At 63.5% G+C, this 23355-nt stretch carries 22 protein-coding genes, 1 tRNA gene, 1 other RNA gene and 3 pseudogenes; 16 read left to right on the top strand and 11 right to left on the bottom strand.

From position 1 onward, the window contains the following. Positions 1–109 precede the first annotated feature (109 nt). The 6 genes from gatC to rpmG all read left to right on the top strand — a co-directional run bounded on the left by gatC (position 110) and on the right by rpmG (position 4186). Positions 110–397, top strand: a complete 288-nt coding sequence (gene gatC, locus ACFQAU_RS12185) for an Asp-tRNA(Asn)/Glu-tRNA(Gln) amidotransferase subunit GatC (RefSeq protein ID WP_067627510.1) — start codon at positions 110–112, stop codon at positions 395–397. Then, positions 397–1884, top strand: a complete 1488-nt coding sequence (gene gatA / locus ACFQAU_RS12180; protein WP_120351567.1) for an Asp-tRNA(Asn)/Glu-tRNA(Gln) amidotransferase subunit GatA — start codon at positions 397–399, stop codon at positions 1882–1884. The genes gatC and gatA overlap by 1 nt, the downstream gene beginning before the upstream one ends. Positions 1885–2319: 435 nt before the next feature. Beyond that, positions 2320–2700 carry a hypothetical protein gene (locus tag ACFQAU_RS12175; RefSeq protein WP_386282495.1) on the top strand — a complete coding sequence of 127 codons (381 nt, stop codon included), beginning with the start codon at positions 2320–2322 and terminating at the stop codon, positions 2698–2700. Then, positions 2679–3368, top strand: a complete 690-nt coding sequence (locus ACFQAU_RS12170) for an N-acetylmuramoyl-L-alanine amidase (RefSeq protein WP_132444417.1) — start codon at positions 2679–2681, stop codon at positions 3366–3368. Before ACFQAU_RS12175 ends, ACFQAU_RS12170 begins: the two co-directional genes overlap by 22 nt. An 11-nt stretch (positions 3369–3379) precedes the next feature. After that, positions 3380–3859: RNase P RNA component class A (gene rnpB, locus ACFQAU_RS12165), an RNA gene on the top strand. A gap of 159 nt (positions 3860–4018) precedes the next feature. Further along, a complete protein-coding gene (gene rpmG, locus ACFQAU_RS12160) occupies positions 4019–4186 on the top strand; it encodes a 50S ribosomal protein L33 (RefSeq protein WP_007119221.1) in 168 nt (55 codons plus the stop codon). Positions 4187–4333: 147 nt separating this feature from the next. On the opposite strand, the gene ACFQAU_RS12155 is transcribed toward rpmG, so the two are convergent. From ACFQAU_RS12155 to ACFQAU_RS12145, 3 genes and pseudogenes are all read right to left on the bottom strand, one after another. Continuing rightward, entirely contained in the window at positions 4334–4702 is a 369-nt protein-coding gene (locus ACFQAU_RS12155) for a hypothetical protein (RefSeq protein ID WP_386282490.1), read from the bottom strand. After that, entirely contained in the window at positions 4635–5357 is a 723-nt protein-coding gene (locus ACFQAU_RS12150; RefSeq protein ID WP_386282487.1) for a DUF5671 domain-containing protein, read from the bottom strand. Before ACFQAU_RS12150 ends, ACFQAU_RS12155 begins: the two co-directional genes overlap by 68 nt. Positions 5358–5362: 5 nt before the next feature. Further along, positions 5363–5815, bottom strand: a pseudogene (locus ACFQAU_RS12145) (nucleoside deaminase); the annotation flags it as partial. A 58-nt stretch (positions 5816–5873) separates the two neighbouring features. Between ACFQAU_RS12145 and ACFQAU_RS12140 the strand changes: the two are divergent. From ACFQAU_RS12140 to dtd, 9 genes and pseudogenes are all read left to right on the top strand, one after another. Then, a pseudogene (locus ACFQAU_RS12140) lies at positions 5874–7045 on the top strand (pseudouridine synthase). A gap of 282 nt (positions 7046–7327) precedes the next feature. Next, positions 7328–8242 (top strand): 5-bromo-4-chloroindolyl phosphate hydrolysis family protein, encoded by a 915-nt coding sequence (locus ACFQAU_RS12135; RefSeq protein ID WP_132444414.1) that lies wholly within the window; start codon positions 7328–7330, stop codon positions 8240–8242. After that, entirely contained in the window at positions 8242–9438 is a 1197-nt protein-coding gene (locus ACFQAU_RS12130) for a toxic anion resistance protein (RefSeq protein WP_120351575.1), read from the top strand. The genes ACFQAU_RS12135 and ACFQAU_RS12130 overlap by 1 nt, the downstream gene beginning before the upstream one ends. A 22-nt stretch (positions 9439–9460) precedes the next feature. Beyond that, entirely contained in the window at positions 9461–9892 is a 432-nt protein-coding gene (locus ACFQAU_RS12125) for a hypothetical protein (RefSeq protein ID WP_386282476.1), read from the top strand. A gap of 10 nt (positions 9893–9902) precedes the next feature. Beyond that, on the top strand, positions 9903–10418 hold the full coding sequence (locus ACFQAU_RS12120; RefSeq protein WP_386283898.1) for a DUF2927 domain-containing protein: 516 nt from the start codon (positions 9903–9905) through the stop codon (positions 10416–10418). Positions 10419–10453: 35 nt separating this feature from the next. Beyond that, complete coding sequence (locus ACFQAU_RS12115; protein ID WP_132444413.1) at positions 10454–11569, top strand: SPFH domain-containing protein; 1116 nt, start codon at positions 10454–10456, stop codon at positions 11567–11569. Positions 11570–11684: 115 nt separating this feature from the next. Then, complete coding sequence (locus ACFQAU_RS12110; protein ID WP_132444412.1) at positions 11685–12797, top strand: TFIIB-type zinc finger domain-containing protein; 1113 nt, start codon at positions 11685–11687, stop codon at positions 12795–12797. Further along, positions 12794–13471, top strand: coding sequence for a nitroreductase (locus tag ACFQAU_RS12105; protein WP_067935444.1), 678 nt, complete (start codon positions 12794–12796; stop codon positions 13469–13471). The genes ACFQAU_RS12110 and ACFQAU_RS12105 overlap by 4 nt, the downstream gene beginning before the upstream one ends. 1 nt (position 13472) lies before the next feature. Next, positions 13473–13919 (top strand): D-aminoacyl-tRNA deacylase, encoded by a 447-nt coding sequence (gene dtd, locus ACFQAU_RS12100; RefSeq protein WP_132444411.1) that lies wholly within the window; start codon positions 13473–13475, stop codon positions 13917–13919. 193 nt (positions 13920–14112) lie between these two features. Here the strand turns inward: dtd and ACFQAU_RS12095 are convergent, their stop codons facing one another. The 5 genes from ACFQAU_RS12095 to ACFQAU_RS12075 all read right to left on the bottom strand — a co-directional run bounded on the left by ACFQAU_RS12095 (position 14113) and on the right by ACFQAU_RS12075 (position 18937). Further along, the gene (locus tag ACFQAU_RS12095; RefSeq protein WP_120351580.1) at positions 14113–14373 is read right to left on the bottom strand and encodes a hypothetical protein; all 261 of its coding nucleotides are present in this window, start codon (positions 14371–14373) and stop codon (positions 14113–14115) included. Continuing rightward, a complete protein-coding gene (locus ACFQAU_RS12090) occupies positions 14363–14605 on the bottom strand; it encodes a DUF1127 domain-containing protein (protein ID WP_240791579.1) in 243 nt (80 codons plus the stop codon). The genes ACFQAU_RS12095 and ACFQAU_RS12090 overlap by 11 nt, the downstream gene beginning before the upstream one ends. A gap of 261 nt (positions 14606–14866) precedes the next feature. Next, on the bottom strand, positions 14867–16747 hold the full coding sequence (locus ACFQAU_RS12085) for an acyl-CoA synthetase (protein ID WP_120351581.1): 1881 nt from the start codon (positions 16745–16747) through the stop codon (positions 14867–14869). A gap of 148 nt (positions 16748–16895) precedes the next feature. After that, positions 16896–18707: an ABC transporter transmembrane domain-containing protein gene (locus ACFQAU_RS12080; protein ID WP_132444410.1), complete on the bottom strand. Its 1812-nt coding sequence runs from the start codon at positions 18705–18707 to the stop codon at positions 16896–16898. Positions 18708–18863: 156 nt separating this feature from the next. Then, positions 18864–18937: transfer RNA gene (locus ACFQAU_RS12075), tRNA-Gly, on the bottom strand. Positions 18938–19104: 167 nt separating this feature from the next. On the opposite strand from ACFQAU_RS12075, the gene ACFQAU_RS12070 reads away from it, so the two are divergent. Continuing rightward, the gene (locus ACFQAU_RS12070; protein WP_120351583.1) at positions 19105–20040 is read left to right on the top strand and encodes a YihY/virulence factor BrkB family protein; all 936 of its coding nucleotides are present in this window, start codon (positions 19105–19107) and stop codon (positions 20038–20040) included. A gap of 3 nt (positions 20041–20043) precedes the next feature. Here the strand turns inward: ACFQAU_RS12070 and ACFQAU_RS12065 are convergent, their stop codons facing one another. The 3 genes and pseudogenes from ACFQAU_RS12065 to ACFQAU_RS12055 all read right to left on the bottom strand — a co-directional run bounded on the left by ACFQAU_RS12065 (position 20044) and on the right by ACFQAU_RS12055 (position 23314). Then, positions 20044–20619, bottom strand: a complete 576-nt coding sequence (locus ACFQAU_RS12065; protein WP_132444409.1) for a hypothetical protein — start codon at positions 20617–20619, stop codon at positions 20044–20046. Beyond that, positions 20616–22854: pseudogene (locus ACFQAU_RS12060) on the bottom strand (xanthine dehydrogenase family protein molybdopterin-binding subunit). Before ACFQAU_RS12060 ends, ACFQAU_RS12065 begins: the two are co-directional and overlap by 4 nt. Continuing rightward, positions 22823–23314, bottom strand: a complete 492-nt coding sequence (locus tag ACFQAU_RS12055) for a (2Fe-2S)-binding protein (RefSeq protein WP_386282460.1) — start codon at positions 23312–23314, stop codon at positions 22823–22825. The pseudogene ACFQAU_RS12060 and the gene ACFQAU_RS12055 overlap by 32 nt, the downstream one beginning before the upstream one ends. Between the last annotated feature and the right edge of the window lie 41 nt (positions 23315–23355).

Genomic DNA, 23355 nt, shown 5'->3' with positions numbered 1-23355 from the left:
CAGGCGCCATCCCCCGGTCTGGCGCTGCGCGGCTCCGCTTCGCCCCTCTCAAACCCTTGCGAGGCCCGCCCCCAAACGGTAGAGGACCCACAAAGAGATGGAGATGTTCATGTCGATCGACGAAAACACCGCCGCACGGGTGGCGAAACTGGCCCGGATCAAGGTTGAACCCGAGGCGCTTCCGGCGCTGGCGGAAGAGTTCAACAACATCCTCGGCTTTATCGAGCAGCTGTCCGAGGTGGATGTCGACGGCGTCGAGCCGATGACCTCCGTGACCCCGCAACGCCTGAAGCGGCGCGAGGATGTGGTCACCGATGGCGACCAGCAGGACCGCGTGCTGGCCAATGCCCCCGATGCCCGTGAAGGGTTCTTTGCCGTGCCGAAGGTGGTGGAATAATGACCGATCTGAACAAACTGAGCCTTGCCGAAGCCCGCGATGCCCTGCGCAAGGGTGAGACCACCTCGAAAGACCTGACCGAAGCCTGCCTCAAGGCCATCGACGGCGCAGGCGCTCTTAACGCCTTTGTGCACCGCACCCCCGAGATCGCGATGGAACAGGCCGCCGAGGCTGACGCGCGCATCAAACAGGGCGACGCGCCTGCCATGTGCGGCCTGCCCATCGGCATCAAGGATCTTTTCTGCACCAAAGGCGTGCCAAGCCAAGCGGGCAGCCGCATCCTCGAAGGGTTCCTGCCCGAATATGAAAGCACCGTCAGCCAAAAGCTGAAAGACAGCGGCGCGGTCATGCTAGGCAAGCTCAACATGGACGAATTCGCCATGGGCTCGTCGAACGAGACTTCCGTCTATGGCAACGCGGTGAATCCGTGGCGCCGCGCGGGTGACACGGCGGACCTGACACCGGGCGGCTCCTCGGGTGGCTCTGCCGCCGCCGTGGCGGCTGATCTGTGCCTCGCCGCGACCGGCACCGACACCGGCGGCTCGATCCGCCAGCCTGCGGCCTTTACCGGCACCGTGGGCATCAAGCCGACCTATGGCCGCTGCTCGCGTTGGGGCATCGTCGCCTTCGCCTCAAGCCTCGACCAAGCCGGGCCGATGACCAAAACCGTGCGCGACGCCGCGATCATGCTGGAAGCCATGTGCGGCCATGACGCCAAGGACAGCACCAGCGCCGATTTGGCCGTGCCGGACTTTGAGGCGGCCCTCACTGGCGACATCCGTGGCAAGAAAATCGGCATCCCGCGCGAATACCGCATGGATGGCATGCCCGAAGAGATCGACAAGCTCTGGCAAGACGGCATCGCCATGATGAAGGACGCAGGCGCCGAGATCGTCGACATTTCGCTGCCGCACACGAAATACGCCCTGCCCGCTTATTATGTCATCGCGCCTGCCGAAGCCTCCTCGAACCTCGCGCGCTATGACGGGGTGCGCTTTGGCCACCGCGCCAAGCTCGACCACGGCGACGGCATCACCGAGATGTACGAGAAAACCCGCGCCGAGGGCTTCGGCCACGAGGTGCAGCGCCGCGTCATGGTTGGCACCTATGTGCTCTCCGCAGGCTTCTACGACGCCTATTACAACCGCGCCCGCAAGGTCCGCACCCTGATCAAGAAAGACTTCGAAGACGTCTTTGCCCAAGGCATCGACAGCATCCTGACCCCAGCCACGCCTTCGGCCGCCTTTGGTCTGGGCGAGATGAAGGATGCCGATCCGGTGGCGATGTATCTCAACGACGTGTTCACCGTAACGGTGAACCTTGCCGGTCTGCCCGGTGTCGCGCTGCCGACGGGGCAAAGCGCCACAGGCTTGCCGTTGGGTCTGCAACTGATCGGGCGCCCGTGGGAAGAGGCCGAGTTGCTGTCCTCCGCCTATGCGCTGGAGAAGGCGGCCGGTTTTGTGGCCAAGCCCGAGAAATGGTGGTAAGCCGCAGGGCGGTGAATAAGAGGCGAGAGCGGGTCAGATGATCACACGGACACTTCTAGCGATGACAGCAGGCGGTCTTTTGGCAGCCTGCCAACCGGCTATCCCCGATTCCGGGAACATCAACAGCGGGCGCGGCGTCGGCTTTGGCGACAGCAATTTCGAAGCCGAGCAGCGCGCACGCGATGCGGCGCTGGCGGGCGACGGCAGCTTCACCTCTGACGTGACCGCCCAGCCGTTAGATGACGGCTCCCCCGAAGCGACGGCGGCGGAAACTGCCCGCGTTCTGGCGGCGACCCGTCCAGGCGGGGCAAGCAACGGTCTGGGCAATGACGCCACGACCAACTCGGGCGTTTCCCCGGTGAACGCCAGCCCGTCGAACCCGCCCCCGCCGCGGTCAACGCCGTTGGCATCTCGAACGAGAACAACTTTGACGCCGTGTCGGGCCAGCGCAGCATTCAAGACGACGCGGCCCGCGTGGCCGCCAACCGCGCCCAATATCAGGTGGTTCAGCCCGAAGCACTGCCCGAGCGTCGGAACGTCGGCCCGAACATTGTCGCCTATGCGCTGCAATCCAACCAATCGGTCGGTCAGCAGGTCTATAGCCGTATCGGCTTTAACAAGGCCCGCAAGTTTGAACGTGCCTGCGCGCAGTACAGCCACGCTGACCAAGCGCAGATTGCTTTCCTTGAGGCCGGTGGTCCCGAAAAGGACCGCGAGGGCATGGACCCCGATGGCGATGGCTTTGCCTGCGACTGGGATCCCACCCCTTCCGCCGGGCTGCACAGGGCTGATAGATGCCTGTCGCGCCTGACGTGACGGCGCATCCTTCGCCCAATTGCGGCCCGCGACGCGGCGGGCTGCGGCCCCGGCTTATCGTCCTGCACCACACGGCCATGACCAGCGCCCAAGCGGCGCTGGATCGGCTCTGCGACCCCTCTGCGGCTGTCTCTGCGCATTATCTGATCTGTGGCAACGGGCGCATCCTGCAATTGGTTAAAGAAGACCAGCGCGCTTGGCACGCGGGCGTCGGCGAATGGGCCGGTCTGGACGACATCAACTCCCGCTCCATCGGGATCGAGTTGGACAACCGCGGCGATCACCCCTTCTCAGAACCGCAGATGCGCGCGCTCGAAACCCTCCTGCCCGGCATCATGGAACGTCACGGCATCCCGCCCGGCGGGATAATCGGCCACTCCTGCATGGCACCGGGCCGAAAGGTCGACCCCGGCCCCCGATTCGATTGGGCACGGCTGGCGCGGCGGGGGCTGGCCTTGCCTGCGGGCGATGGCGTTGCGCCAAAGACCGCCACAGCCGATACCTTCCGCGCCGCCGCGCAAGCCGCAGGCTTCACCGCGCCCTGTGACGATGCCACGCTGCTAGAGACCGTGCGGATGCGTTTCAGGCCCCACGGGCGCGGCCCTCTCACCCCCGCAGACCTTGCCGCCCTGCCCGCCCCCATTGACGCGCCACGCGGCGGCGTCTAGGGCGGGGATGCGCGGAAGGCTGGATGGCCGCTGCGTCGTCTCGCGTCGCATGACCGACGACCACTGCCGTCACACGCATGTGTGACATCCGTGGCGTCGCTTTTGCGGGGCAAAAGCGACGTAGAGGAAAGTCCGGACTCCAAGAAGAAACGGTGCCGGGTAACGCCCGGGCGGGGCAACCCGACGGAAAGCGCCACAGAAATGAAACCGCCCCTTGGTCCGGCTTGCCGGAACCCCCAAGGGGTAAGGGTGAAACGGTGGGGTAAGAGCCCACCGCGGGGCTGGCAACAGCTCTGGCACGGCAAGCCCCACCGGGAGCAATGCCAAATAGGGACCGCGCGCCGTTGATCTTCGGGTCAAAGGCGGGGCTCTTCTGCCCCAGCAGGTCCGGGTTGGCAGCTATAGCTGCATCGGCAACGGTGCAGTCAGAGGAATGGTCATCGCCTGTTTTCGGACAGGTACAAAATCCGGCTTATAGGCCTTCCGCGCATATTCCTGCCCTTTCAGGTCCGAAAGGCAGGTTTTTCGACGAAACCGGCGTCTTTCGGCACCGGACGGGCAAATAGCGGTTGACTCGGGCGCGGGTCTGACTAGAACCCGAAATTCAGAATTCACGCACGCCTGCGCGGCCGTGCAGCAGGAGAAGACACATGGCGAAGCCAACCACGATCAAGATCCGCCTGAACTCGTCCGCGGGCACAGGCCATTTCTACGTGACCAAGAAGAACGCACGCACCATGACCGAGAAGATGGTCATCAAAAAGTACGACCCCGTTGCGCGCAAGCACGTCGAATACAAAGAAGGCAAGATCAAGTAAGATCGCCTGCTTTGAACGGTTTCAAAAGGCCACGCGGTTTACGCGTGGCCTTTTGCGTTGTGGAGCCGGGTAAGGCGAGCTTAGCGCCGCTTTAACCGACCTAAGCCGCCGGGCAGCGGCAGGCCGTCAATCGCACCCCTCTCCCGCTCAGGGCGCCTGCACCACCCATTGCCGCGAAGATGGGACGCGCCGATAGCGCAGGCACCCCACCGCCCCGTCGAAATGCAGCCGCTCCCGCCCAGAGGCGACCGTTTTCTCTTGAGGCACCTCAAAAGTCGCGCAGACAGCGAGGCTCTCAGCCCCTCGCGCCACCTCATAGGCGGCGCCGGTCAGCGGATCGTGGAGGCTCTGCTCTGTGCTGCGACAGGCGCGAGAGAACGCCGCCTGCTCTGCAGTCTCGCAAATAAGCGCATCGGCGAGGTGCCGCAGGTCTGCCAGACGGGTCTGGTCACGGCTTTCGGCGCGCGCATGACCCGGCCCGCCGACCACGGCGAAACCGGCAAGGAGCGCGGCCAAGACCACAGCCACGGCACCGCCAAAGAACAGCCGGTTCACCCGGTCGCCCCCTGCCGCCCATCGCGGCGGTAATAGCCAAAGATGCCCCCGGCGATTCCGCCACCACCAGCGCCTTCAACGCGAATTGCACTGTCAGGTCGCCACTGAGGAAGGCATAGATCACCGCTACCAGATCGCCCAACAGGACCGCAGCGGCGAAAAGCAGGGTCACGTAGGTCATCCAACTGCGAATGGCCGAGCGCGCCAGCGCCGGATCAGCGGCCAACCGCCTGTTTTCGCGGGTGGCCAGCCACAGGTACAGCGGCAGCGTCACGATCAGCACCGCCATTGCCCAGCGGATGCGATAGGTCGCCCCGCCGCCCTCTGAGGAGATGAAGTGGTCGATCAAAGCATGCAGCAGCCCCACCAGATACCCCGCGCCAAAAAGCAGCGCCCCGAACATCAGCGCATAGACGAAAAAATCCCGCGCCGTGACCACGGGGCGCGGGCGTGGCACCGGCGGGGCAAAGGGCACATCCGCCCAGCCTTCCAATGCGTCGCTGACCTCTTGCGCTGACCAGCCCGCTTGGCCCAACACTGCGGCGATCTCAACGCGGCTTTTGCCTGCGCTGAGCGCATCCCGCACGAATTGCGCCAAATCCCTATTGCCTGCCATGGGTTACCCCCTCTTTTGGCTTGGAAAAATGCAGTTAAAAGCTGCTCTGAGTCCCGCGCGGCGATGCCGTCAAAGACCTGCGGTGCGTGATGGCACTGGGGATGCGAGAACACCCGCGCGCCCTGCGCCACGCCGCCTGATTTGGGGTCTGCCGCACCATAAAACAAGCGCTCCAGCCGCGCGGCAGCAATGGCCCCGGCGCACATCGCGCAGGGCTCCAACGTGACGTAGAGCGCGTGACCGATCAGCCGTTCTGAGCCAACAGCCGCACAGGCCGCACGCAGGGCCAGCATCTCGGCATGGGCGGTGGGATCGTTGCGCGCGCGGGTTTCGTTGCCTGCCGTCGCGACGATCTGCCCTTCGGGTGAGACGACAACCGCCCCCACCGGCACCTCGCCACGCGCGGCAGCGGCGCGGGCCTCGGCCAGCGCCTGACCCATATATGAGCGAAACTCCATTCCGTCACATGGCCGCAAACGCCACCCTTTCGCAAGCCCGTGAAACAGGGTAAGCGCAGTGTATGAACGCAAAAACGCCCCCTCCGGCTCCGGCCCGCAAAACACCGACACCGATGCTGACGCCAGCACATCCAAGGGCGACCGCATCGCCAAGGTGCTGTCGCGCGCCGGTATTGCCTCGCGCCGCGAGGCCGAGCGCATGATCGAAGCGGGCCGCGTGCGCGTGAACGGAGAGCAGATCACCTCGCCCGCGCTGAACGTCACACCTGAGGATAAGATCACCGTCGACAACACCCCCGTCGGCGCGCCCGAGCCGCCGCGCATCTGGCTTTATCACAAGCCCACCGGGCTGGTGACGACAAACTCTGACGAGAAGGGCCGCGAAACGATCTTTGATGCCCTGCCCGAGGACATGCCCCGCGTGATGACCGTAGGCCGGCTTGACCTCAATTCCGAAGGGCTTTTGCTGCTGACCAACGATGGCGGCGTGAAACGCAAACTGGAACTGCCCAGCACCGGCTGGCTGCGCCGCTACCGCGCGCGGGTGAATGGCCGCCCCACGGATGAAATGCTGGAGCCTCTGCGCCGCGGCATCACCGTGGAGGGCGAAAATTTCCAGCCGATGGACGTGACATTGGACCGCCAACAAGGTGCGAATGCTTGGTTGACCATCGGCCTGCGCGAAGGCCGCAATCGCGAGATCGCCGCGCGATGGAGGCCGTGGGCCTGACTGTGAACCGACTGATCCGCATCTCTTACGGCCCGTTCCAATTGGGCGAGCTGAAGATCGGCGAGGTGGAAGAACTGCGTCGCAAGGTCGTGCGCGATCAACTGGGCCTTGAGTTGGAAGACCCCAGCGGCACCGCTGTGAAAAAGCCCACGGGTCTACGCCGCCCGCCACGCCGCAAACCCGGCGGCTTCGGGGGCGCGGGCCAGCCCGGTCTGCCCGTACAACCCGGCGAAGATGACGAACCGCCGCCCCGCCGTGGTGGCGGCAAGGCGAAGAATGCACCGCGTGGCAAGGCAGCCCAAGGCAGGCCCAGTGGTAAATCCAGTGGTAAACCCAGCGGCAAACCGGGGGCGCGTCCCGCAGGGCGCCCCAGTGCGAAGCCGGACGGCAAACCGGGGCCAAAGCCCGGTGGCCGGGGCCAAAACCCCGCCGCTGACCGGCGCTGCCCCAAGTTGCCCTGCGCGTTTCCGGAACGCTGCCGACCTGCGTGCGTTGAATAGAGAACGGCAGGGCAAGATCAGCGCGAAACCGCTGGCAGAAAAGGGCAATATGTTGCGAATAGTGATGTTTTTGGTGGCCTTGGCCGCGCTCGTGGTTATCATCCTCGGCGCGGCCTCGCTCTTGGGGCGCGCGGCTGACAGTGCCGGCACGGCGCTGCGCCCGATCTGGGGCGGCGAGAGGGGAAACATGATGGCGCCAACGACCTTTCAAAAAATCGCCTTTGGGGCGTTGCTGGTTTTGCTGCTTGGGCTGACCAGCGGTTTTCTCGGGGGCTTTGATCCATGGCGCAGCGCTTTGGCGGCAAATATAGCCCCGACACGGACGCCACCCCCGGCAGCACACCGCGCAAGACCCGCCGCCTGCGGGTCGATCCTGTGGGCGGGCGGGTGAACCTGATGTTCTTGCCCCCGGTCCTGCTGGCTGGAACCTCGCTTATCGGTGGCGCGGGCACGCTGGTCCTTGGCCTTGGCGGGGCGTTTTTGTTGGCTTCGGGCGTCTGGCTACTGCGCGACGGACTGCTGGCCGAGGCGGAATACCACGAACGCAAAGTTGCCCGCCGCCCGGTCCTGCCGCGCAAAATTCTGGCTGCAGTATTGGCGGGCGCTGGCGCAGCCCTTGCTGCATACAGCAATGACCCGAGCCTTATCGCAGCCCTGCTCTACGGCCTCGCGGCCTCGGCCCTGCACCTTGCGGCATTTGGCATTGATCCCTTGCAGAACAAAGGCATGGAGGGGATCGACACCTTCCAGCAAGACCGCGTCGCCCGCGTGGTAGATGAGGCCGAAAAGCTGCTCTCGGGCATGAGCCAAGCGATCTTGCGTGCAGGCGACCGGCGCGCCGAAGCACGGCTGGCCGAGTTCCAAGAAACCGCCCGCCATTTGATCCGCACCGTCGAAGAAGACCCCCGCGACCTGACCGCCGCCCGCAAATACCTTGTCGTCTATCTGCGCGGCGCGCATGATGCGACGGTGAAATTCGCCGACCTCTATGCCCGCAACCAAGACGCGCAAGCCCGCGACGACTACCTCGCTTTGCTCGACGATCTGGATCAGAACTTTGCCGCCCGCACAGCGAAGTCCCTGCTGGACGACCGCAGCGATCTGAACGTGGAAATCGACGTGCTGCGTGAACGCCTCTCCCGCGAGGGGGTCCGACTGGAACAGGCCGCCCCTGCAAATACCAAGGAAGATCAGTGATGACCGATGCCCTCCGTGAAAAAGCTGCCCAATCGCAAGGGTTGGTGGAAGAAGTGAACGCAACCGTTTTGCCCGAACCGGCGGATGCCAATGCCATCGTGCCATTGGCCAAAGCCGATGCAGCACAGAGCGCGGAAATCCAAAAGCGTATGGCCGAGATCGACGTGACCGATACGCAGTCCATCGTCAGTTTCGGCTCTGCCGCGCAGGCCGAGTTGCAAGAAATCAGCCAATCCATGCTGGCCGATGTGCGCAACAAGGATGTCGGCCCCGCGGGCGATAGCCTGCGCACCATGGTCAGCGCGATCCGCGGCTTCTCGGTCTCTGAGTTGGACGTGCGGCGCAAACAAAGCTGGTGGGAAAAACTGCTGGGCCGCGCCACCCCATTCGCCAAATTCACCGCGCGTTTCGAAGAGGTACAAGGCCAGATCGACCGGATCACCGACAACCTGCTGGCGCATGAGCATACGCTGCTGAAAGACATCAAATCGCTCGACCTGCTTTATGAAAAGACGCTGCAATTCTACGACGAACTGGCGCTTTATATCTCGGCCGGTGAGGCCAAGATCGAAGAGTTGGATCACAAGACCATCCCCGCCAAACAGACCGCGCTGGATAAGGCGAACGAAGACGATCAGGTGATGCGGGCGCAGGAACTCCGTGATCTGCGTGCCGCCCGCGATGATCTGGAGCGTCGGGTGCATGATCTGAAACTGACACGTCAGGTCACCATGCAATCCCTGCCTTCGATCCGTCTGGTGCAGGAGAACGACAAAAGCCTCGTGACCAAGATCAACTCGACCTTGGTGAACACCGTACCGCTGTGGGAAACGCAACTGGCCCAAGCCGTCACCATCCAGCGCAGCGGTGACGCGGCCAATGCGGTGCGCGAGGCGAATGACCTGACCAACGAATTGCTCACCTCCAACGCCAAGAACCTGCGTGACAGCAACAAGGTGATCCGTCAGGAAATGGAGCGCGGCGTCTTCGACATCGAAGCGGTGAAACAGGCCAACGAAGACCTGATCGGCACCATCGAAGAATCCCTGCAAATCGCCGATGAAGGCAAGGCAAAACGCGCCAATGCCGAGAAGGAGTTGCAGGAAATGGAAGGCCGTCTGCGCGACACACTGGCCGCCGCCAAGGCCCGCGAAACGGGCTTGGGCGACACCACAGGCAACGCGGTGCCAAGCTAAGACCGACGTGAGGGAACAGGTAATGCAAGAACGTCTGCGCAGAAAACTGCGCGCCGGGGGCGCTGGCGCTGAGCATGCTATTGCTGGCCTGCGCCGAACCCGCGCCCGTCTTGCAACAGGTCGCCAAGCCGCAGGCCCGCCCTGCGGCAAAGCCCCCTCTCCGGCTGTGGTGGCCAAACCCACTTCGCAAAAAAGCGCCATGCTGCGCAGCTATTTGCATCAGGTCGAGAAGGCGCAGTTGAGCCAGGATTTGCTGCGCCAAGACGGCGGCGGTGATGACACGCCCTTTACCAGCGAAATGCTGGTCCGCAACTTTGAGCAGATCGCCCTTTATAACGAATATGACGGCAATTTTTCCGGCCACGGTGGGGCCAGCCCCTGCGCCGCTGGGAAGGGCCTGTGCACATGCAGATCATCTTTGGTGATAGCATCCCCCGTCGCAACGCCGCTCTGACACCACCAACATCAAGGCTTTCGCGCGACGCCTTGCCCGGGTTACGGGGCATCCGATCTCAACGACAGGTACGCCTAATTTCATAGTGGTTGTGGCTTCTGAAGATGACCGGGTCGATGCTTTGACCCATGCTGCGGAAAAGGTCGCGGGCGTTAGCCCATCGTCGCTCCGTGCGATGCGCAACATGCGCCGCGACACCTATTGCGCCGTGGCCGCCTATGCCGCGGGCGACAACCCGAATGTCTATACCGCCGCCGTGGCGGTGATCCGCTCGGAAAACCCCGGGTTGCTGCGGCTGTCGTGCATCCACGAAGAACTGGCCCAAGGCTTGGGTCTGGCCAATGACAGCCCCGCCGCGCGCCCGTCGATCTTTAACGATGACGACGAATTCGCCTTGCTGACCAAACACGACGAACTCCTGCTCAAGATGCTCTATGACAAGCGTCTGCGCCCCGGCATGACGGCAGAGCAGGTCAACCCGATCACCCGGATCATCGCACGCGAGTTGACGGACGGGCCGGTGTAACGCAGCTTTACGACGAAAGAATAAGGACCATCCCCATGGGCATTTTCGATTTCCTCTCCGGCCAGTTCATCGACGTCATTCACTGGACCGACGACACCCGCGACACCATGGTTTGGCGGTTCGAGCGTGAGGGCCATGAGATCAAATACGGCGCCAAGCTGACGGTGCGCGAGGGGCAAGCGGCGGTCTTTGTGCATGAGGGGCAGTTGGCGGATGTCTTCACCCCCGGTCTCTATATGCTTGAGACCAACAACATGCCGATCATGACCTCGCTTCAGCATTGGGACCATGGCTTCAAAAGCCCGTTCAAGTCCGAGATCTATTTCGTCAACACCACCCGGTTCAATGATCTGAAATGGGGCACCAAGAACCCGATCATCGCCCGCGATCCTGAGTTCGGCCCCGTGCGCCTGCGCGCCTATGGCACCTACTCCGTCCGCGTGAGCGACCCAGCGAAGTTCCTGACCGAGATTGTCGGCACCGATGGTGAATTCACCATGGATGAAATCTCTTACCAAATCCGCAACATCATCGTGCAGGCCTTTTCCCGCACGCTGGCCTCCTCTGGTATCCCGGTGCTCGACATGGCCGCCAACACGCGCGAACTGGGCCAATTGGTCGGCAAGGATATTGCCGCGCAGATTGCCGAATACGGGCTGGCGATGCCCGAGCTCTACATCGAGAACATTTCCCTCCCGCCCGCGGTAGAGGCGGTGATGGACAAACGCACCTCCATGGGCGTGGTCGGAAACCTTAACGAATACATGCAGTTCCAAGCGGCTGAGGCGCTTGGCCGCGATGGCGCGGGCGGGGCGGCGATGCAAACCGGCCTCGGTGCGGGTCTGGGCATGAGCATGGCGCAGGCCGCCAGCGCACAGGCCGGCCCTTGGGGCGCGCGCCCTGTCCCCACCGCTGCGGCCCCCGTGCCGCCGCCCCCGCCGCCGGTCGAAAAGGTCTGGCATATCGCCAAAGATGGCGCGACCTCCGGGCCCTTTTCCAAGGCCGCGATGGGCCGCAAAGTGACCGAAGGCAGCCTCGGGCGCGATGCTCTGGTCTGGACGCCGGGCCAAGATGGTTGGCAGCGGGCCGAGGATGTGGCCGAGCTGGCGCAGCTCTTTACCGTGATGCCACCGCCGCCACCCCCGGCCTGATCCGCTGGCGCGAGGGATAACACCTTTGCGCGCAGACGGCCTGCCCCCCGTGGCCCCCTCTAGGGCTGCGGCCCCCCATCCGCACCGCCGCGATTGACCTTGCAAAGCACCCCTTATGTCCGCCACCGATCTGCCCCCCGCCGCCCCGCTAGAAGAGCACCGTTTCCCCTGTGACACCTGCGGCTCTGACATGCGCTTTGATCCGGCGCAGTCGCTGCTGATCTGCGATCACTGCGGCAATGTGGAGCCTATCGACGGCACGGGCCGCCACGCCCATGCCATCGCCGAGCAAGATTTCCGCGCAGGCTTGCAATCCGCCCTGCCCGCTGCCGAAATGGAAGAGACCCGCGTCACCACCTGCCCCAATTGCGCGGCGCAGGTGGAATTCGAGCCCGGCAAACACGCCGCCGAATGCCCCTTCTGCGCCACGCCCGTGGTGATCGACACCGGCACCAACCGCCATATCAAACCCCGCGCCGTGCTGCCCTTTGCCCTGCCCGAAGAAAGCGCCCGCGATGCCATGAAAGACTGGCTCGGCGGTCTTTGGTTCGCGCCCAATGGCCTGCAGCAATATGCCCGCAAGGGCCGCCGGATGCAGGGCATTTACGTGCCGTTCTGGACCTATGACGCGCAGACCGCCTCCAGCTATCGCGGGGAGCGGGGCACGGTCTATTACGTCACGCGCACCGTTATGCGCGATGGAAAACGGGTGCAGCAACAGGTGCCGAAAATCCGCTGGCGGGCGGCGTCGGGCCGGGTTGCGCGGTTCTTTGACGATGTGTTGGTGCTTGCCTCGCGTTCTTTGCCCAAGAAACACACCGATGCGCTGCACCCTTGGGACCTCTCGGCGCTGGAGCCCTATGCGCCGGAATACCTCGCCGGTTTCCGGGCCGAGGCTTACGGCGTCACGCTGGAGGAAGGCTTTGTTCAGGCCCGCGCCCATATGGACCGGGTGATTGAACGGGACGTGAAATTCGACATCGGCGGGGACCGCCAGCGGGTGCATGACATCAACACGCAGATCAGCGATGTGACCTTCAAACATATCCTGCTGCCGGTCTGGCTGGCCGCGTATAAATACCGCGGCAAGACCTATCGCTTTGTGGTGAATGGCCACTCCGGCAAGGTGCAGGGCGAACGGCCCTATTCCGCGATCAAAATCACTTTCGCCGTGGTGCTGGGGCTGATCGCCGCCGCCATCGTCGGCTATTTCATGGCCCAGCAATGACCCAGACCTACGACCAATTCACCGACCTCTTGCAGGCCCGCTACTCCTGTCGCGCCTTTCTCTCTGACCCACTGCCCGAGGAGACCATCACCCAGATCGTCAGCGCCGCGCGTCACGTGCCCTCATGGTGCAATGCGCAGCCATGGCAGGTGACCGTAACGCGCGGCGCGGGCACCGACGCCTTTCGCGCCGCACTGCTTGAGGCCGCAAGCGCGAATACCCCGGTGGAGCCGGACCTGCCGTGGCCTACAGGCTATTCGGGCGCCTATGCCGAGCGTCGCCGCACCTGTGGCTTCCAACTCTACGACGCGGTGGGCATCGCGAAATCCGACCGCGACGCGCGCAAGGCACAGATGCTGCGCAACTACGCGCTTTTTGACGCGCCGCATGTGGCCATCGTGACCGCCCCGAGCGAGCTTGGCCCCTATGGTGCGATGGACTGCGGCGGCTTCGTCACGGCCTTCACCCTCGCCGCGACGGCGCTTGGCGTGGCCAGCATCCCGCAGGCCGCCATCGCCGCCTATGCGCCTTTGGTGCGTGAGGTGCTTGATCTGCCCGAGGATCGGCTGGTGCTCTGCGCGATCTCATTCGGCTATGCCGATGCCAAGCATCCGGCCAATGGCTTTCGCACCGAACGGGCGGCCCCCTCAGAGATTATCGATTGGAAAGACTGACATGCGCGCATTGCTGCAACGGGTGACCGAGGCGTCGGTCACGGTCGAGGGTGACATCATCGGAGAGATCGGCCCCGGCCTGCTGATCCTTGTTTGTGCCATGCCCGAAGACACCGAAGAAACCGCCGAGAAACTCGCCCTGAAAATCTCTAAACTCCGGCTTTTCAAGGATGAGGGTGGCAAGATGAACCTGAGCCTTGCGCAAACCGGCGGCGCGGCCTTGGTGGTGAGCCAATTCACCCTCGCCGCCGATACCTCGCGCGGTAATCGCCCCGGCTTTTCCGGCGCGGCAAAGCCGGACATGGCCGAGGCGCTTTACGCGCATTTCGCCCGCAGCCTCGCCGCTCTGGACATTCCAGTTCAGATGGGACGGTTCGGCGCCGACATGTCGGTGGCGCTGGTCAATGACGGGCCGGTGACCCTCTGGCTCGACAGCGCAGCGCCTTGATATTGGGGTAGAAAGCATGGACCGGCAAGCTTGGGAGGAGGTAAGCTTGCCGGTCGGTATAACGGGTCCGGGAGGAGGAGGACCGTTAATATGCGGTGTCAGATCAACCCGGGAAGGAGGAGCGGGGTCCGGCACCTGACAATGCAGCGCGCAGGGCGCGACATTGATTGCTGAAGGTCATAAGCGCTGCGGCTTACAGACCGTCGTATTCTTCTGTCACCAGCGCTTGGGCGTGCTGCGGGATCTGGTTGCGGTCGATGCCCGCGCGCTCAAGCTGTGCGTCGCTCATGCTGTTGAGGACGGATTGCATACGCGAAATCTGCATTTGGGTGACGCCACGCGCCAGCAGGGTGCCGACTTTGCCAGCAGCGGTGCCAAGCGCACCGAATACCGGAGCGGTCGCGTCACGCAGGGAGAAACCGTGAGGGGCGGATAGGGTGTTGTCATACTTCATAGGTCTGTTCCTTCGAAAGTTCTTCCGACGCAACACGCCGGATGTCGTACCGCGCGATGCCGATGTCCGACAGTTCGCGATCACTCAGTACGTTAAGTTCTGTGAAAGTTCGGTTGTAAGCTGCGCGCCGGGCCTTGATCTGGGCCACACGACGGCGCATGCCGTCAAAGGTGTGATGAAGCCCATCGAGCGCGGAGCTCAGGGTGGTGCCACGTGAGATTGCCATCGTCATAAGCGCAACTCCTTTCAGAATGCTGCAAGTGCATTATCAATGCTGCAATGCAGAAGTAGTACGCTCTGACCCTATTTTGAACCCGCAGAATTTGCATAGGCGCTATGCCTGTCGCGAAAGGCCGGGGGCTAACTACAAGTAAACAGCCTAAAATTTTTGCGCCGATACACAGGAAATGTGCATCGGCGCAACGCAGCGGGGCTGCAATCGGGGAATTTGGGGAATGGTGGCGATCTAGGCCGCCCTACCCGTCTGAGTCGTTTAGCTCACAGGTTCCCAAGGACGCGTATAGACGCTGAGCACTTTCGACACGTCGTCATGCGTGGCGTCATGCATGGTGACCTGAGCCACCAACCCGCGCTTTTTGTCGTCTATCACGTCGGTCACCCGCGCAGCACAGCCCGCCTTCTCAAGGCTGCCATTATAGACCCGCGTGATCGCATCCTTGCGCAGGTCGGGCTTAAAGATCTTGCCCACGGCGGTCTTGGGCAACTCATCCATGATCTTGAGGTGCTTTGGCTGGGCAGCACGTTCGGCGACATGCTCGCGCGCAAAGGCGAGCAGTTCCTCTTCGGTGACCTTGGCGCCCTCCACCAGTTCGACAAAGGCGCAGGGCACCTCGCCTGCATGGGGGTCGGGCTGGCCGATGGCACCGGCAAAAGCGACGGCCTCATGGCCCAGCAGCGCCTCTTCGATCTCGGCGGGGTCGATGTTGTGACCGCCGCGGATGATCAGGTCTTTGGCGCGGCCCGTGATCCAGATGTAGCCATCTGCGTCAATCCGGCCCAGATCGCCAGTGCGCAGGTATTTGCCGTGGTAGAAGAGGTCTTTGTTCTTGTCTTCTTCGACATAGGTATGGCCCGCAAAGACACCGGGGTTCGACACGCAGATCTCGCCGATCTCATCCGTTTCCGCGTCAATCGGCCCGTCTGCCGTGCCCTTGATGATGCGCACATCCGAATAGGGGAATGCGATGCCGATGGAGCCGACCTTTTTGGGGCCATCCGTCGGGTTACAGGACACAAGGCAGGTGGCCTCGGTCAGGCCGTAGCCTTCGACCAGCGTGACGCCTGTGGCCTTTTCAAAGCGGCGGAAGAGTTCCAGCGGCAGCGGGGCCGAGCCGGAGAAGGCGGTCTTTACGGTGCTGACATCCGCATCGATCGGGCGCTGCATCTTGGCCGAAATCGCCGTGGGCACGGTGATGATAAAGGTGATCTTCCACCGCTCGACCAGCTTCCAGAAGTTGTCAAAGACCCCGTCCCCGCGATAGCCCTGCGGCGTCGGAAAGACCACATGCGCGCCCGAAGACACGGCGGCCATCAGGATGACGTGGCAGGCAAAGACGTGGAACAGCGGCAGCGGACACATGATATTGTCCTGCTCGCTGAACAGCAGGCGATGGCCCAGCCAACCGTTGTAGATCAGCCCGGAATACTTGTGCTGCGCGACTTTGGGCATGCCGGTGGTGCCGCCGGTGTGGAAATAGCAGGCAACGCGGTCTTCTTGCACATCCTCAAAGTTGAGCGAAGTGTTCTGTTTGGCGATTTCGGCGTTGAAGTTGAGGTATTTCGCCTGATTGTTCACCATCCCCTTGGGCCGCACCAGCGGGACGATCCAGCTTTTCGGTGGGGTCAAATAGCGGACCAGATCAACTTCGAGCACCGTATGCACCTTGGGCGCAAGGCGCACCGCCTCGGCGGTCTTTTGGGCCACATCCGTTTTGGGGAAAGGCCGCAGGGTAACGACGACCGATGCGCCGACCTCGCGCAGGATCGCGCCGATTTGTTCGGCATCCAGCAGCGGGTTGATCGGGCTGACGATCCCGGCCACGGCACCGCCCAGCAGGGTAATCGTCGTCTCGTTACAGTTCGGCAGCACATAGGCCACCACGTCTTTCTCGCCCACGCCCAGGCTGCGGAACAGGTTCGCGGCCTGCGTCACACGGCCATGCAACTCTTTCCAGCTCAGCGTTTCGGCCTTGTCTTTGGGGCCTGAGAATATCTGATAGCTGACGGCGTTGTGGTTGGGGAATTTCGCGGTCGTATTGCTCAGCATTCCGTAGAGCGTCTTGGCCACGTCGCGGTCTTCCCACGGCATTTCCGCCGCGATGGCATTGCGGTCTTCGATCCCGGCGAATGTCATGGTGTCTCCTCCCCTATGCCGGTGTTCCGGCTTATTCTCCTCGCGCCAGATTGCGGTGAAACGCGCCGTTTCGCAAGCAATCGGCGGCAACAAACGCAACGTCACACTAGGGTGACGTAACGCCGGGGTTGCGTGGTTCAAGCTTGCCTTAGGCTGCGGCGACGGCCCCATCGGTGAATTGCAGCCGCGCCAGACGCGCATATAGCCCGTCGCTGGCCACCAGTTCGTCATGGGTGCCGATGGCGGCGATGCGCCCCGCCTCCATCACCACGATGCGGTCTGCCTTTTTCACAGTGGCCAGACGGTGCGCCACGATCAACGTGGTGCGGTCGGCACTCAGACGGTCCACAGCAGCCTGCACAAGCCCTTCGCTTTCCGAATCCAGCGCAGAGGTCGCCTCATCCAGCAACAGAACCGGCGCGTCGCGCAGGATGGCGCGGGCGATGGCGATGCGCTGTTTCTGTCCGCCAGACAGCATCACGCCACGCTCGCCCAGATAGCTGTCATAGCCCTCGGGCAATGCCGTGATGAAATCATGCGCCGCCGCGGCGCGGGCGGCCTCCTCAACCTCTGCGTCACTGGCATCGGGCCGTCCAAAGCGGATATTCTCGGCCGCCGTTGCGGCAAAGATCACCGGGTCTTGCGGCACCAGCGCAATAGCACGGCGGAAGTGATCCCGCGCCACATCGCGCAGGTCCACACCATCCAGCGTGATCCGCCCCGACTGCGGGTCATAAAAGCGCAAGATCATCTGAATGATTGTCGTCTTCCCCGCGCCCGAGGGGCCGACAAAGGCCACCGTCTCACCCGGATTGATCTCGAGATCGATGCCATCCAACGCCGCCACATCGGGCCGGGCGGGATAGGTGAATTGCACGTTCTCAAAGGCGATTTTGCCCGCCACGGGCTGCGGCAGGGTGGTCTGCCCCTCGGGCGCCGGGTCTTGCACCGTGTCCTCGGTCTGGAGCAGATCAACCAGCCGCTCCGTGGCACCCGCTGCGCGCTGCAACTCGCCCCAGATCTCGGACAGGGCGGCGACCGCGCCCGCGACCATGACCGCATAGATCACGAATTGCACCAGCGCGCCCGCGCTCATCACATCGGCGCGCACATCCCGCGCGCCGATCCACAGCACGCCCACCACGCCCGCGAAGACCAGAAAAATCACGATCATCGTCATCGCGGCGCGGGTCTTGATCCGGCGCTGCGCGGCATCGAAAGAGGCTTCGGTCATCTGCGCGAATTGGCCCCGGCTTGCGGCCTCATGGGTGAAAGCCTGCACCGTTTGCACCGCGCCCAGCGTTTCAGAGGCATTGCCCGAACTCGCCGCGATCCAGTCTTGGTTCTCTCGGCTCAGCACCCGCAGGCGGCGGCCCAGCGTCAGGATCGGGATCACCACCGCAGGCACGATCAGCAGCACCAGCCCAGTGAGCTTGGCCGAGGTCAGCAGCATCAGCCCCAAGCCCCCGACAAAGATCAACAGGTTCCGCAGTGCGATTGAGACCGAAGAGCCGATCACCGACAAGATCAGCGTGGTGTCGGTCGTGATCCGGCTCAGCACTTCGCCGGTCATGATGCGCTCATAAAACGAAGGGCTCATGCCCACCACACGGTCAAATACCGCACGACGGATATCGGCCACCACCCGCTCGCCCAAGCGCGTCACCAGCGCATAGCGCAGCCCGGTACCCACGGCGAGCAGCGCCGCGATCAGCAAGGCGGCAACGAAATAAAGGTCGAGCAATTCGCTCTCCCCGGTGCCGAAATTGTCGATCACCCGGCGCACGGCCAAGGGCAGCGTCAGTGAGATCATCGCGGTCAGCACCAGCGCTGCCCCGGCGGCGGCCATGAGCACGCGGTAAGGGGCCATGAAAGGGATCAACGCCGCCAGAGCGCCGATCCGCCGCGACTTTTCGCGTTCATCTTTGGCGGACTGTGCGGGGGCTGGGGTGCGGGCCATGGGCTTTCCTTTGTCTTTCCACATTGGTCATGGCGCGGGGGCTGGGCAGGGTCAAGCAGGACCGCCGTCATAAGGACAATCTGCCGCCCCTGATGAGCGCAGCAGGCGCAACTATCCCGCGCGGTGGCGGCGGTCAAAACAGGTCTGGGGAAAGAGTGGAGCGGGCGGCGGGAATCGAACCCGCATCATCAGCTTGGAAGGCTGAGGTCTTACCATTACACAACGCCCGCGCTACGGCCTCCTCCTATTTTATCGCTCTGCGAGCGTCAAGTGGAGCGATCACCCTTTGGCAAGATCAATCGCATGAGCCTGCTCTTGCCAGTGGCCCGTCATCAAGGTGGCAGCCCGGGCCATCGGGCACTAGCTTAGCCTCATGGGATGAAAACGAGGCATTGGCATGGACGCCAGATCGGCTCAGGACCAAAAGCGCGAAGTCGTGTTGACCCACGGTGTTCTTAGCGAGAACCCCGAGGACCTGTTTCACGGCACCGGGCTGCGGGTCGCGCGCGCAGTTCTGCACGAAGCGGTGCTGCGCCTGTGGAGCGATGACGCCTTTGGTATGGCCGGAAACGTGGCCTTTCGCGCGTTGCTGGCGATTTTTCCGTTCCTGATCTTTACCAGTTCGCTCACCGCCTTTGTCGGCGATCGGTCGATGGCCGATGACTTAATCCATTTCCTGATCGCCATTGTCCCCCCTGCCCTGATCGAACCCATCGTGTCAGAGGTGGAAAAGGTCATGACGGTGCCGCGCGGCGATTTGCTGAGCGTGGGTATCTTGCTGACCGTCTGGTTTGCTGTGGGCGGGGTCGATGGGGTCCGCATCGGCCTGAACCGCGCCTATGGGCTGCGCGAGACGCGCTCGGTCTTCACGATCTATGCGGTGCAGGTGGCCATGGTGCTGCTGGCAAGCCTGATCCTTGTGATCGTGGGATACCTTTTGGTGCTGGCCCCGCGTGCCGGGTCTTGGCTGCATATGCTGATGCCGGGGTTTGATCCGGGGTCGGTGACTGTCGGCCTTGTCCGCTTTCCGGCCTCGGCCACGATCCTGTTGGTCGCGCTTTTTGCCGCCCATGTGATCCTGCCCGCCCGGCGCACCAAGTTTAACAACATCTGGCCCGGGGTGGTGGCCACCGCCGTTGCATGGACCCTGCTGGCAATGCTCTTTTCGTCCTACCTGCGCAGCTTTGGCACCTATGCCAGCTATTACGCGGGCATGGCGGGGATCATCGCGGCGCTGTATTTCATGTATCTCGCCGCACTGGTGCTGATCTTTGGCGGCGAGTTGAACCGCGCACTGCGCATTCGCAGACTGGCCCGCGCGATGAGCGATTAACCCTCAATCCCCTTCGCAGGGCGTGCCCGCAGCGCCCCAGACCATCACATCATGCACCAGCGCATCAAGCGACCCTTTGGGCACCGACCGCCCCGCACCGGGGGCGAAACCCCAGTTCACGAAAGCCGAGTTTTGCAGGTGATGGACCAGTGAGGCGATGTCATGCCCGTCGTTGGTTTCAGGGTCGCGCAACTGGGTGCAGACCTCTGCCGAGGTCTTGCCGAGCCACGCCAATTCCACCGGAGGCAGCCGCCATGCATCGTCGATATGCGGCGGGGCGTGGGGCACGGTATTGGCGGCAGCAGAGGTGACGTGGCAGGCGTCGCAAGGAATGCTCTCGGCCCCGATCCGGCTCTCGCCCGCGCGCACGTTCATGCCATGCACCGCCTCTGGCCCATAGCCCAATGCCTGCCACATCGGCTGCCCCTCTTCGCCCACATGGCAGTTGGTGCAGCGCGGATACGCGGTAACGGTAAAAATCCGGTCCCACGCGGCCAGCCCCTCCGCCCGGTCTGGCGCATCCTGCGCTACTGCGGGGGCGGCCAGCATCAGCGCGGCACAGGTCAGGAGGTACTTCATGCGAAATCCACGGATTTGGAGAGGGGAGTTCACGAATACGCTGACCCGTGGCGGCAAAGATCGCATTGGCCAGCGCAGGCGCGGCAGGTGGCACACCCGGCTCACCGATGCCGCGCAGTTTGCCGCCATTCTCTAGCCCGCGCACCTCGATCTTGGGCGTCTGGTACAGCCGCAGCCCTTCGTAGAGGTGATAGTTGTCCTGCTGCGGCACCCCGTCGCGATAGGTAAGCTCGCAGTTCATCGCATGGCCCAAGCCCCAAATCACCGCCCCGGAAAGCTGCGCCTCAAAGTTCACCGGGTCCAACACGCGGCCCACTTCCGCGGCCACGAAAACGCGGTCGATCTTGAGACCCGCATCGGTCTGGCTGACCTCAACCACCTCGGCCACCGGCACGCCGAAGGACAGGCAAAACGCCAGCCCCCGGCCCCGCCCCGGCCCAAGGTCCGCGCCCCAATCCGACATCTCGCCCACGGCCTCCAACACCCCGCGGGAGGGCGCATGGGTGCAAAGCCGCAACCGTTCCTCCAACGGATCGACGCCTGCGGCATGGCACATCTCATCCATGAAGCTTTCGTGCAGAAACCCATTGCCCGACGCCCCGACCGACCGCCACGAACTGACCGGCACCATCGCCGGCACCCGGTGGCCGGTGACGCGGTAATCGGGGATCGCGAAGGGCTGATCCCACGCGCCCGCCACGATGGCGATGTCGGGGCCAAAAACCGGCTGGTTCAACCGCGCCATCTGCGACTCTGCGGTAGATGGCGCGGCGATGGCCAGATCATAGGCCGCGATCTGCCCATCCGAGACCTTGCCACGCGCCCGAGCCATAGCCAGCGGGCGGGGGAAGTCATGGGTGAAATCCTCTTCGCGCGACCAGACCATCTTGATCGGCGTGCCGGGCATTTGCATCGCCACTTCGATGGCGCGCAGGGTATAGTCATCCTCCAACCGCCGCCCGAAACTGCCGCCTGACATCAGCACATGGATATGCACGTTCTCGGCGTCGATGCCAGTCAGCGCGGCGACATTGGCCTGCATGAAACGCGGAATCTGCGTGCCGGTCCAAATGTCGACGCGGCTCTTCTCAAGCTTCACCACGACGCTCATCGGCTCTAGCGGGGCGTGGGCGAGGTAGGGAATGCGGTACTCGGCCTCCAGCACATCGCCGTCGGCAAGGGCGGCGGGCACGTCGCCGTCATCGCGGAACCGGCTGTCTTGGCGGTCTTCGGTAAAGGAGGCCGCGACCGCTTTGAACTGCTCTGCCGTATCGCCGGTATAGGGCGACGGCCCCCAATCGCATTCCACCGCCTGCGCGGCTTGAAAGGCCCGCCATGTATTGTCTGCAACCACCGCGACGCCGCCGGTGATCGGCAACACCGCCTTCACACCGCGCATCTTTTCGGCGTGGCCCGCATCAAACCCCATGATCTTTCCGCCCTGCGCCGGGTTGGTGCGGGTCGTAGCATGGAGCATCCCTTCCATCGCCATGTCGATGCCATAGGTCTGGGTGCCGGTGGATTTCGGCACGATATCGGTGCGCATTTGCGCCTTGCCCAAATGCCGCCAGTCGCCGGGATCGCGCAGCGCGACCTCGGTCACCGGATCAATCTCAGCTGCTGCGGCGGCAAGGTCCTGATAGGCCAAGCGCATCCCATCGGGCAGCACCACGGCGCCCGCTTCGGTCTTAAGCTGGCTCCGCTCTAGACCTGTCTGCGCTACGGCGGCGGCCAAGAGCGTTTCACGTGCCACAGCCCCGGCCATGCGCAAGCGGTCATACATATCCGGCACGGTAGAGCTGCCGCCGGTCAGTTGCAGGCCCAGCAGTTTCCCCGCCACATCCGACGCCCCGCGCCCGGTCCGCGCGAGCAGCGTCTCTGAGGTCGCGGCAATCGGCATCGCCTCAACCCCCACCACGCCGTTGTAATAGACCGGCGAAGGAGGGCCGGGCGTGATCTGAACCGCATTAAGATCGACGTCCAATTCCTCAGCAATCATATGAGCTTGGATAGAATATGCCCCCTGCCCCACATCGGCGCGCGGGGTGATCAAGGTGACACCGCTTGCGTCGATTTTGACGTAGGGTGTGATCGCCGCCGCGCCGGGGCAAGCCCCTCAAGCAGCGGGTTCTTCAGGTCACGTTTATAAAGATAGGTGCCAAAGGTGACACCCCCGGCAATGGCCGCAGAGCCGACGATAAAACTACGGCGGGTGATGGTGCGCAGGCGCGACATATTCAGGCCCCCGCAAACGCGCGGCGGCGCTGTGGACCGCAGCGCGGATGCGCGGATAGGTGCCGCAGCGGCAGAGGTTGCCGCTCATCGCGGCGTCGATCTGATCGTCCGTCGGCTCGGGGTTCAACTCAAGAAACGAGGCTGCTTGCATGATCTGTCCGGATTGGCAGTAGCCACATTGCGCGACCTGATGCTCTACCCATGCCGCCTGCACCACATGCAGCGCTTCCGGCGTGCCCAAGCCTTCGATGGTGGTGACATTGCCGTTCACATCCGCCGCCCGCAATTGGCAAGACCGCACGGCCAGCCCGTTGACGTGCACGGTGCAAGCACCGCATTGCGCGATGCCGCAGCCGTATTTCGGCCCGGTGATTCCCAACTCGTCGCGCAAGACCCACAGGAGCGGCATGTCGTCTTCCACGTCCACTTCGTGGACCGTGCCGTTAACCGTCAATTCCATCGGTGATCCTTCCGCCCTGTTGGCCTTAATGTAAACGGCGG

Origin of the sequence: Sulfitobacter profundi (genome assembly GCF_042661425.1) — a bacterium.
In the GTDB taxonomy this organism is placed as follows: Bacteria; Pseudomonadota; Alphaproteobacteria; order Rhodobacterales; family Rhodobacteraceae; genus Sulfitobacter; species Sulfitobacter profundi.
Note: the sequence above shows the minus strand (reverse complement) of the source record. Positions and strands in the feature narration are given on the sequence as shown.

Bases quoted from the DNA above. Each gene is read 5' to 3' on its own strand.
- gatC (WP_067627510.1), top strand. From the start codon at position 110: ATGTCGATCGACGAAAACACCGCCGCACGGGTGGCGAAACTGGCCCGG.
- gatA (WP_120351567.1), top strand. From the start codon at position 397: ATGACCGATCTGAACAAACTGAGCCTTGCCGAAGCCCGCGATGCCCTG.
- ACFQAU_RS12170 (WP_132444417.1), top strand. From the start codon at position 2,679: ATGCCTGTCGCGCCTGACGTGACGGCGCATCCTTCGCCCAATTGCGGC.
- rpmG (WP_007119221.1), top strand. From the start codon at position 4,019: ATGGCGAAGCCAACCACGATCAAGATCCGCCTGAACTCGTCCGCGGGC.
- ACFQAU_RS12150 (WP_386282487.1), bottom strand. From the start codon at position 5,357: ATGGCAGGCAATAGGGATTTGGCGCAATTCGTGCGGGATGCGCTCAGC.
- ACFQAU_RS12135 (WP_132444414.1), top strand. From the start codon at position 7,328: ATGGCGCAGCGCTTTGGCGGCAAATATAGCCCCGACACGGACGCCACC.
- ACFQAU_RS12130 (WP_120351575.1), top strand. From the start codon at position 8,242: ATGACCGATGCCCTCCGTGAAAAAGCTGCCCAATCGCAAGGGTTGGTG.
- ACFQAU_RS12125 (WP_386282476.1), top strand. From the start codon at position 9,461: ATGCAAGAACGTCTGCGCAGAAAACTGCGCGCCGGGGGCGCTGGCGCT.
- ACFQAU_RS12115 (WP_132444413.1), top strand. From the start codon at position 10,454: ATGGGCATTTTCGATTTCCTCTCCGGCCAGTTCATCGACGTCATTCAC.
- ACFQAU_RS12110 (WP_132444412.1), top strand. From the start codon at position 11,685: ATGTCCGCCACCGATCTGCCCCCCGCCGCCCCGCTAGAAGAGCACCGT.
- ACFQAU_RS12105 (WP_067935444.1), top strand. From the start codon at position 12,794: ATGACCCAGACCTACGACCAATTCACCGACCTCTTGCAGGCCCGCTAC.
- dtd (WP_132444411.1), top strand. From the start codon at position 13,473: ATGCGCGCATTGCTGCAACGGGTGACCGAGGCGTCGGTCACGGTCGAG.
- ACFQAU_RS12095 (WP_120351580.1), bottom strand. From the start codon at position 14,373: ATGAAGTATGACAACACCCTATCCGCCCCTCACGGTTTCTCCCTGCGT.
- ACFQAU_RS12090 (WP_240791579.1), bottom strand. From the start codon at position 14,605: ATGACGATGGCAATCTCACGTGGCACCACCCTGAGCTCCGCGCTCGAT.
- ACFQAU_RS12085 (WP_120351581.1), bottom strand. From the start codon at position 16,747: ATGACATTCGCCGGGATCGAAGACCGCAATGCCATCGCGGCGGAAATG.
- ACFQAU_RS12080 (WP_132444410.1), bottom strand. From the start codon at position 18,707: ATGGCCCGCACCCCAGCCCCCGCACAGTCCGCCAAAGATGAACGCGAA.
- ACFQAU_RS12070 (WP_120351583.1), top strand. From the start codon at position 19,105: ATGGACGCCAGATCGGCTCAGGACCAAAAGCGCGAAGTCGTGTTGACC.
- ACFQAU_RS12065 (WP_132444409.1), bottom strand. From the start codon at position 20,619: ATGAAGTACCTCCTGACCTGTGCCGCGCTGATGCTGGCCGCCCCCGCA.
- ACFQAU_RS12055 (WP_386282460.1), bottom strand. From the start codon at position 23,314: ATGGAATTGACGGTTAACGGCACGGTCCACGAAGTGGACGTGGAAGAC.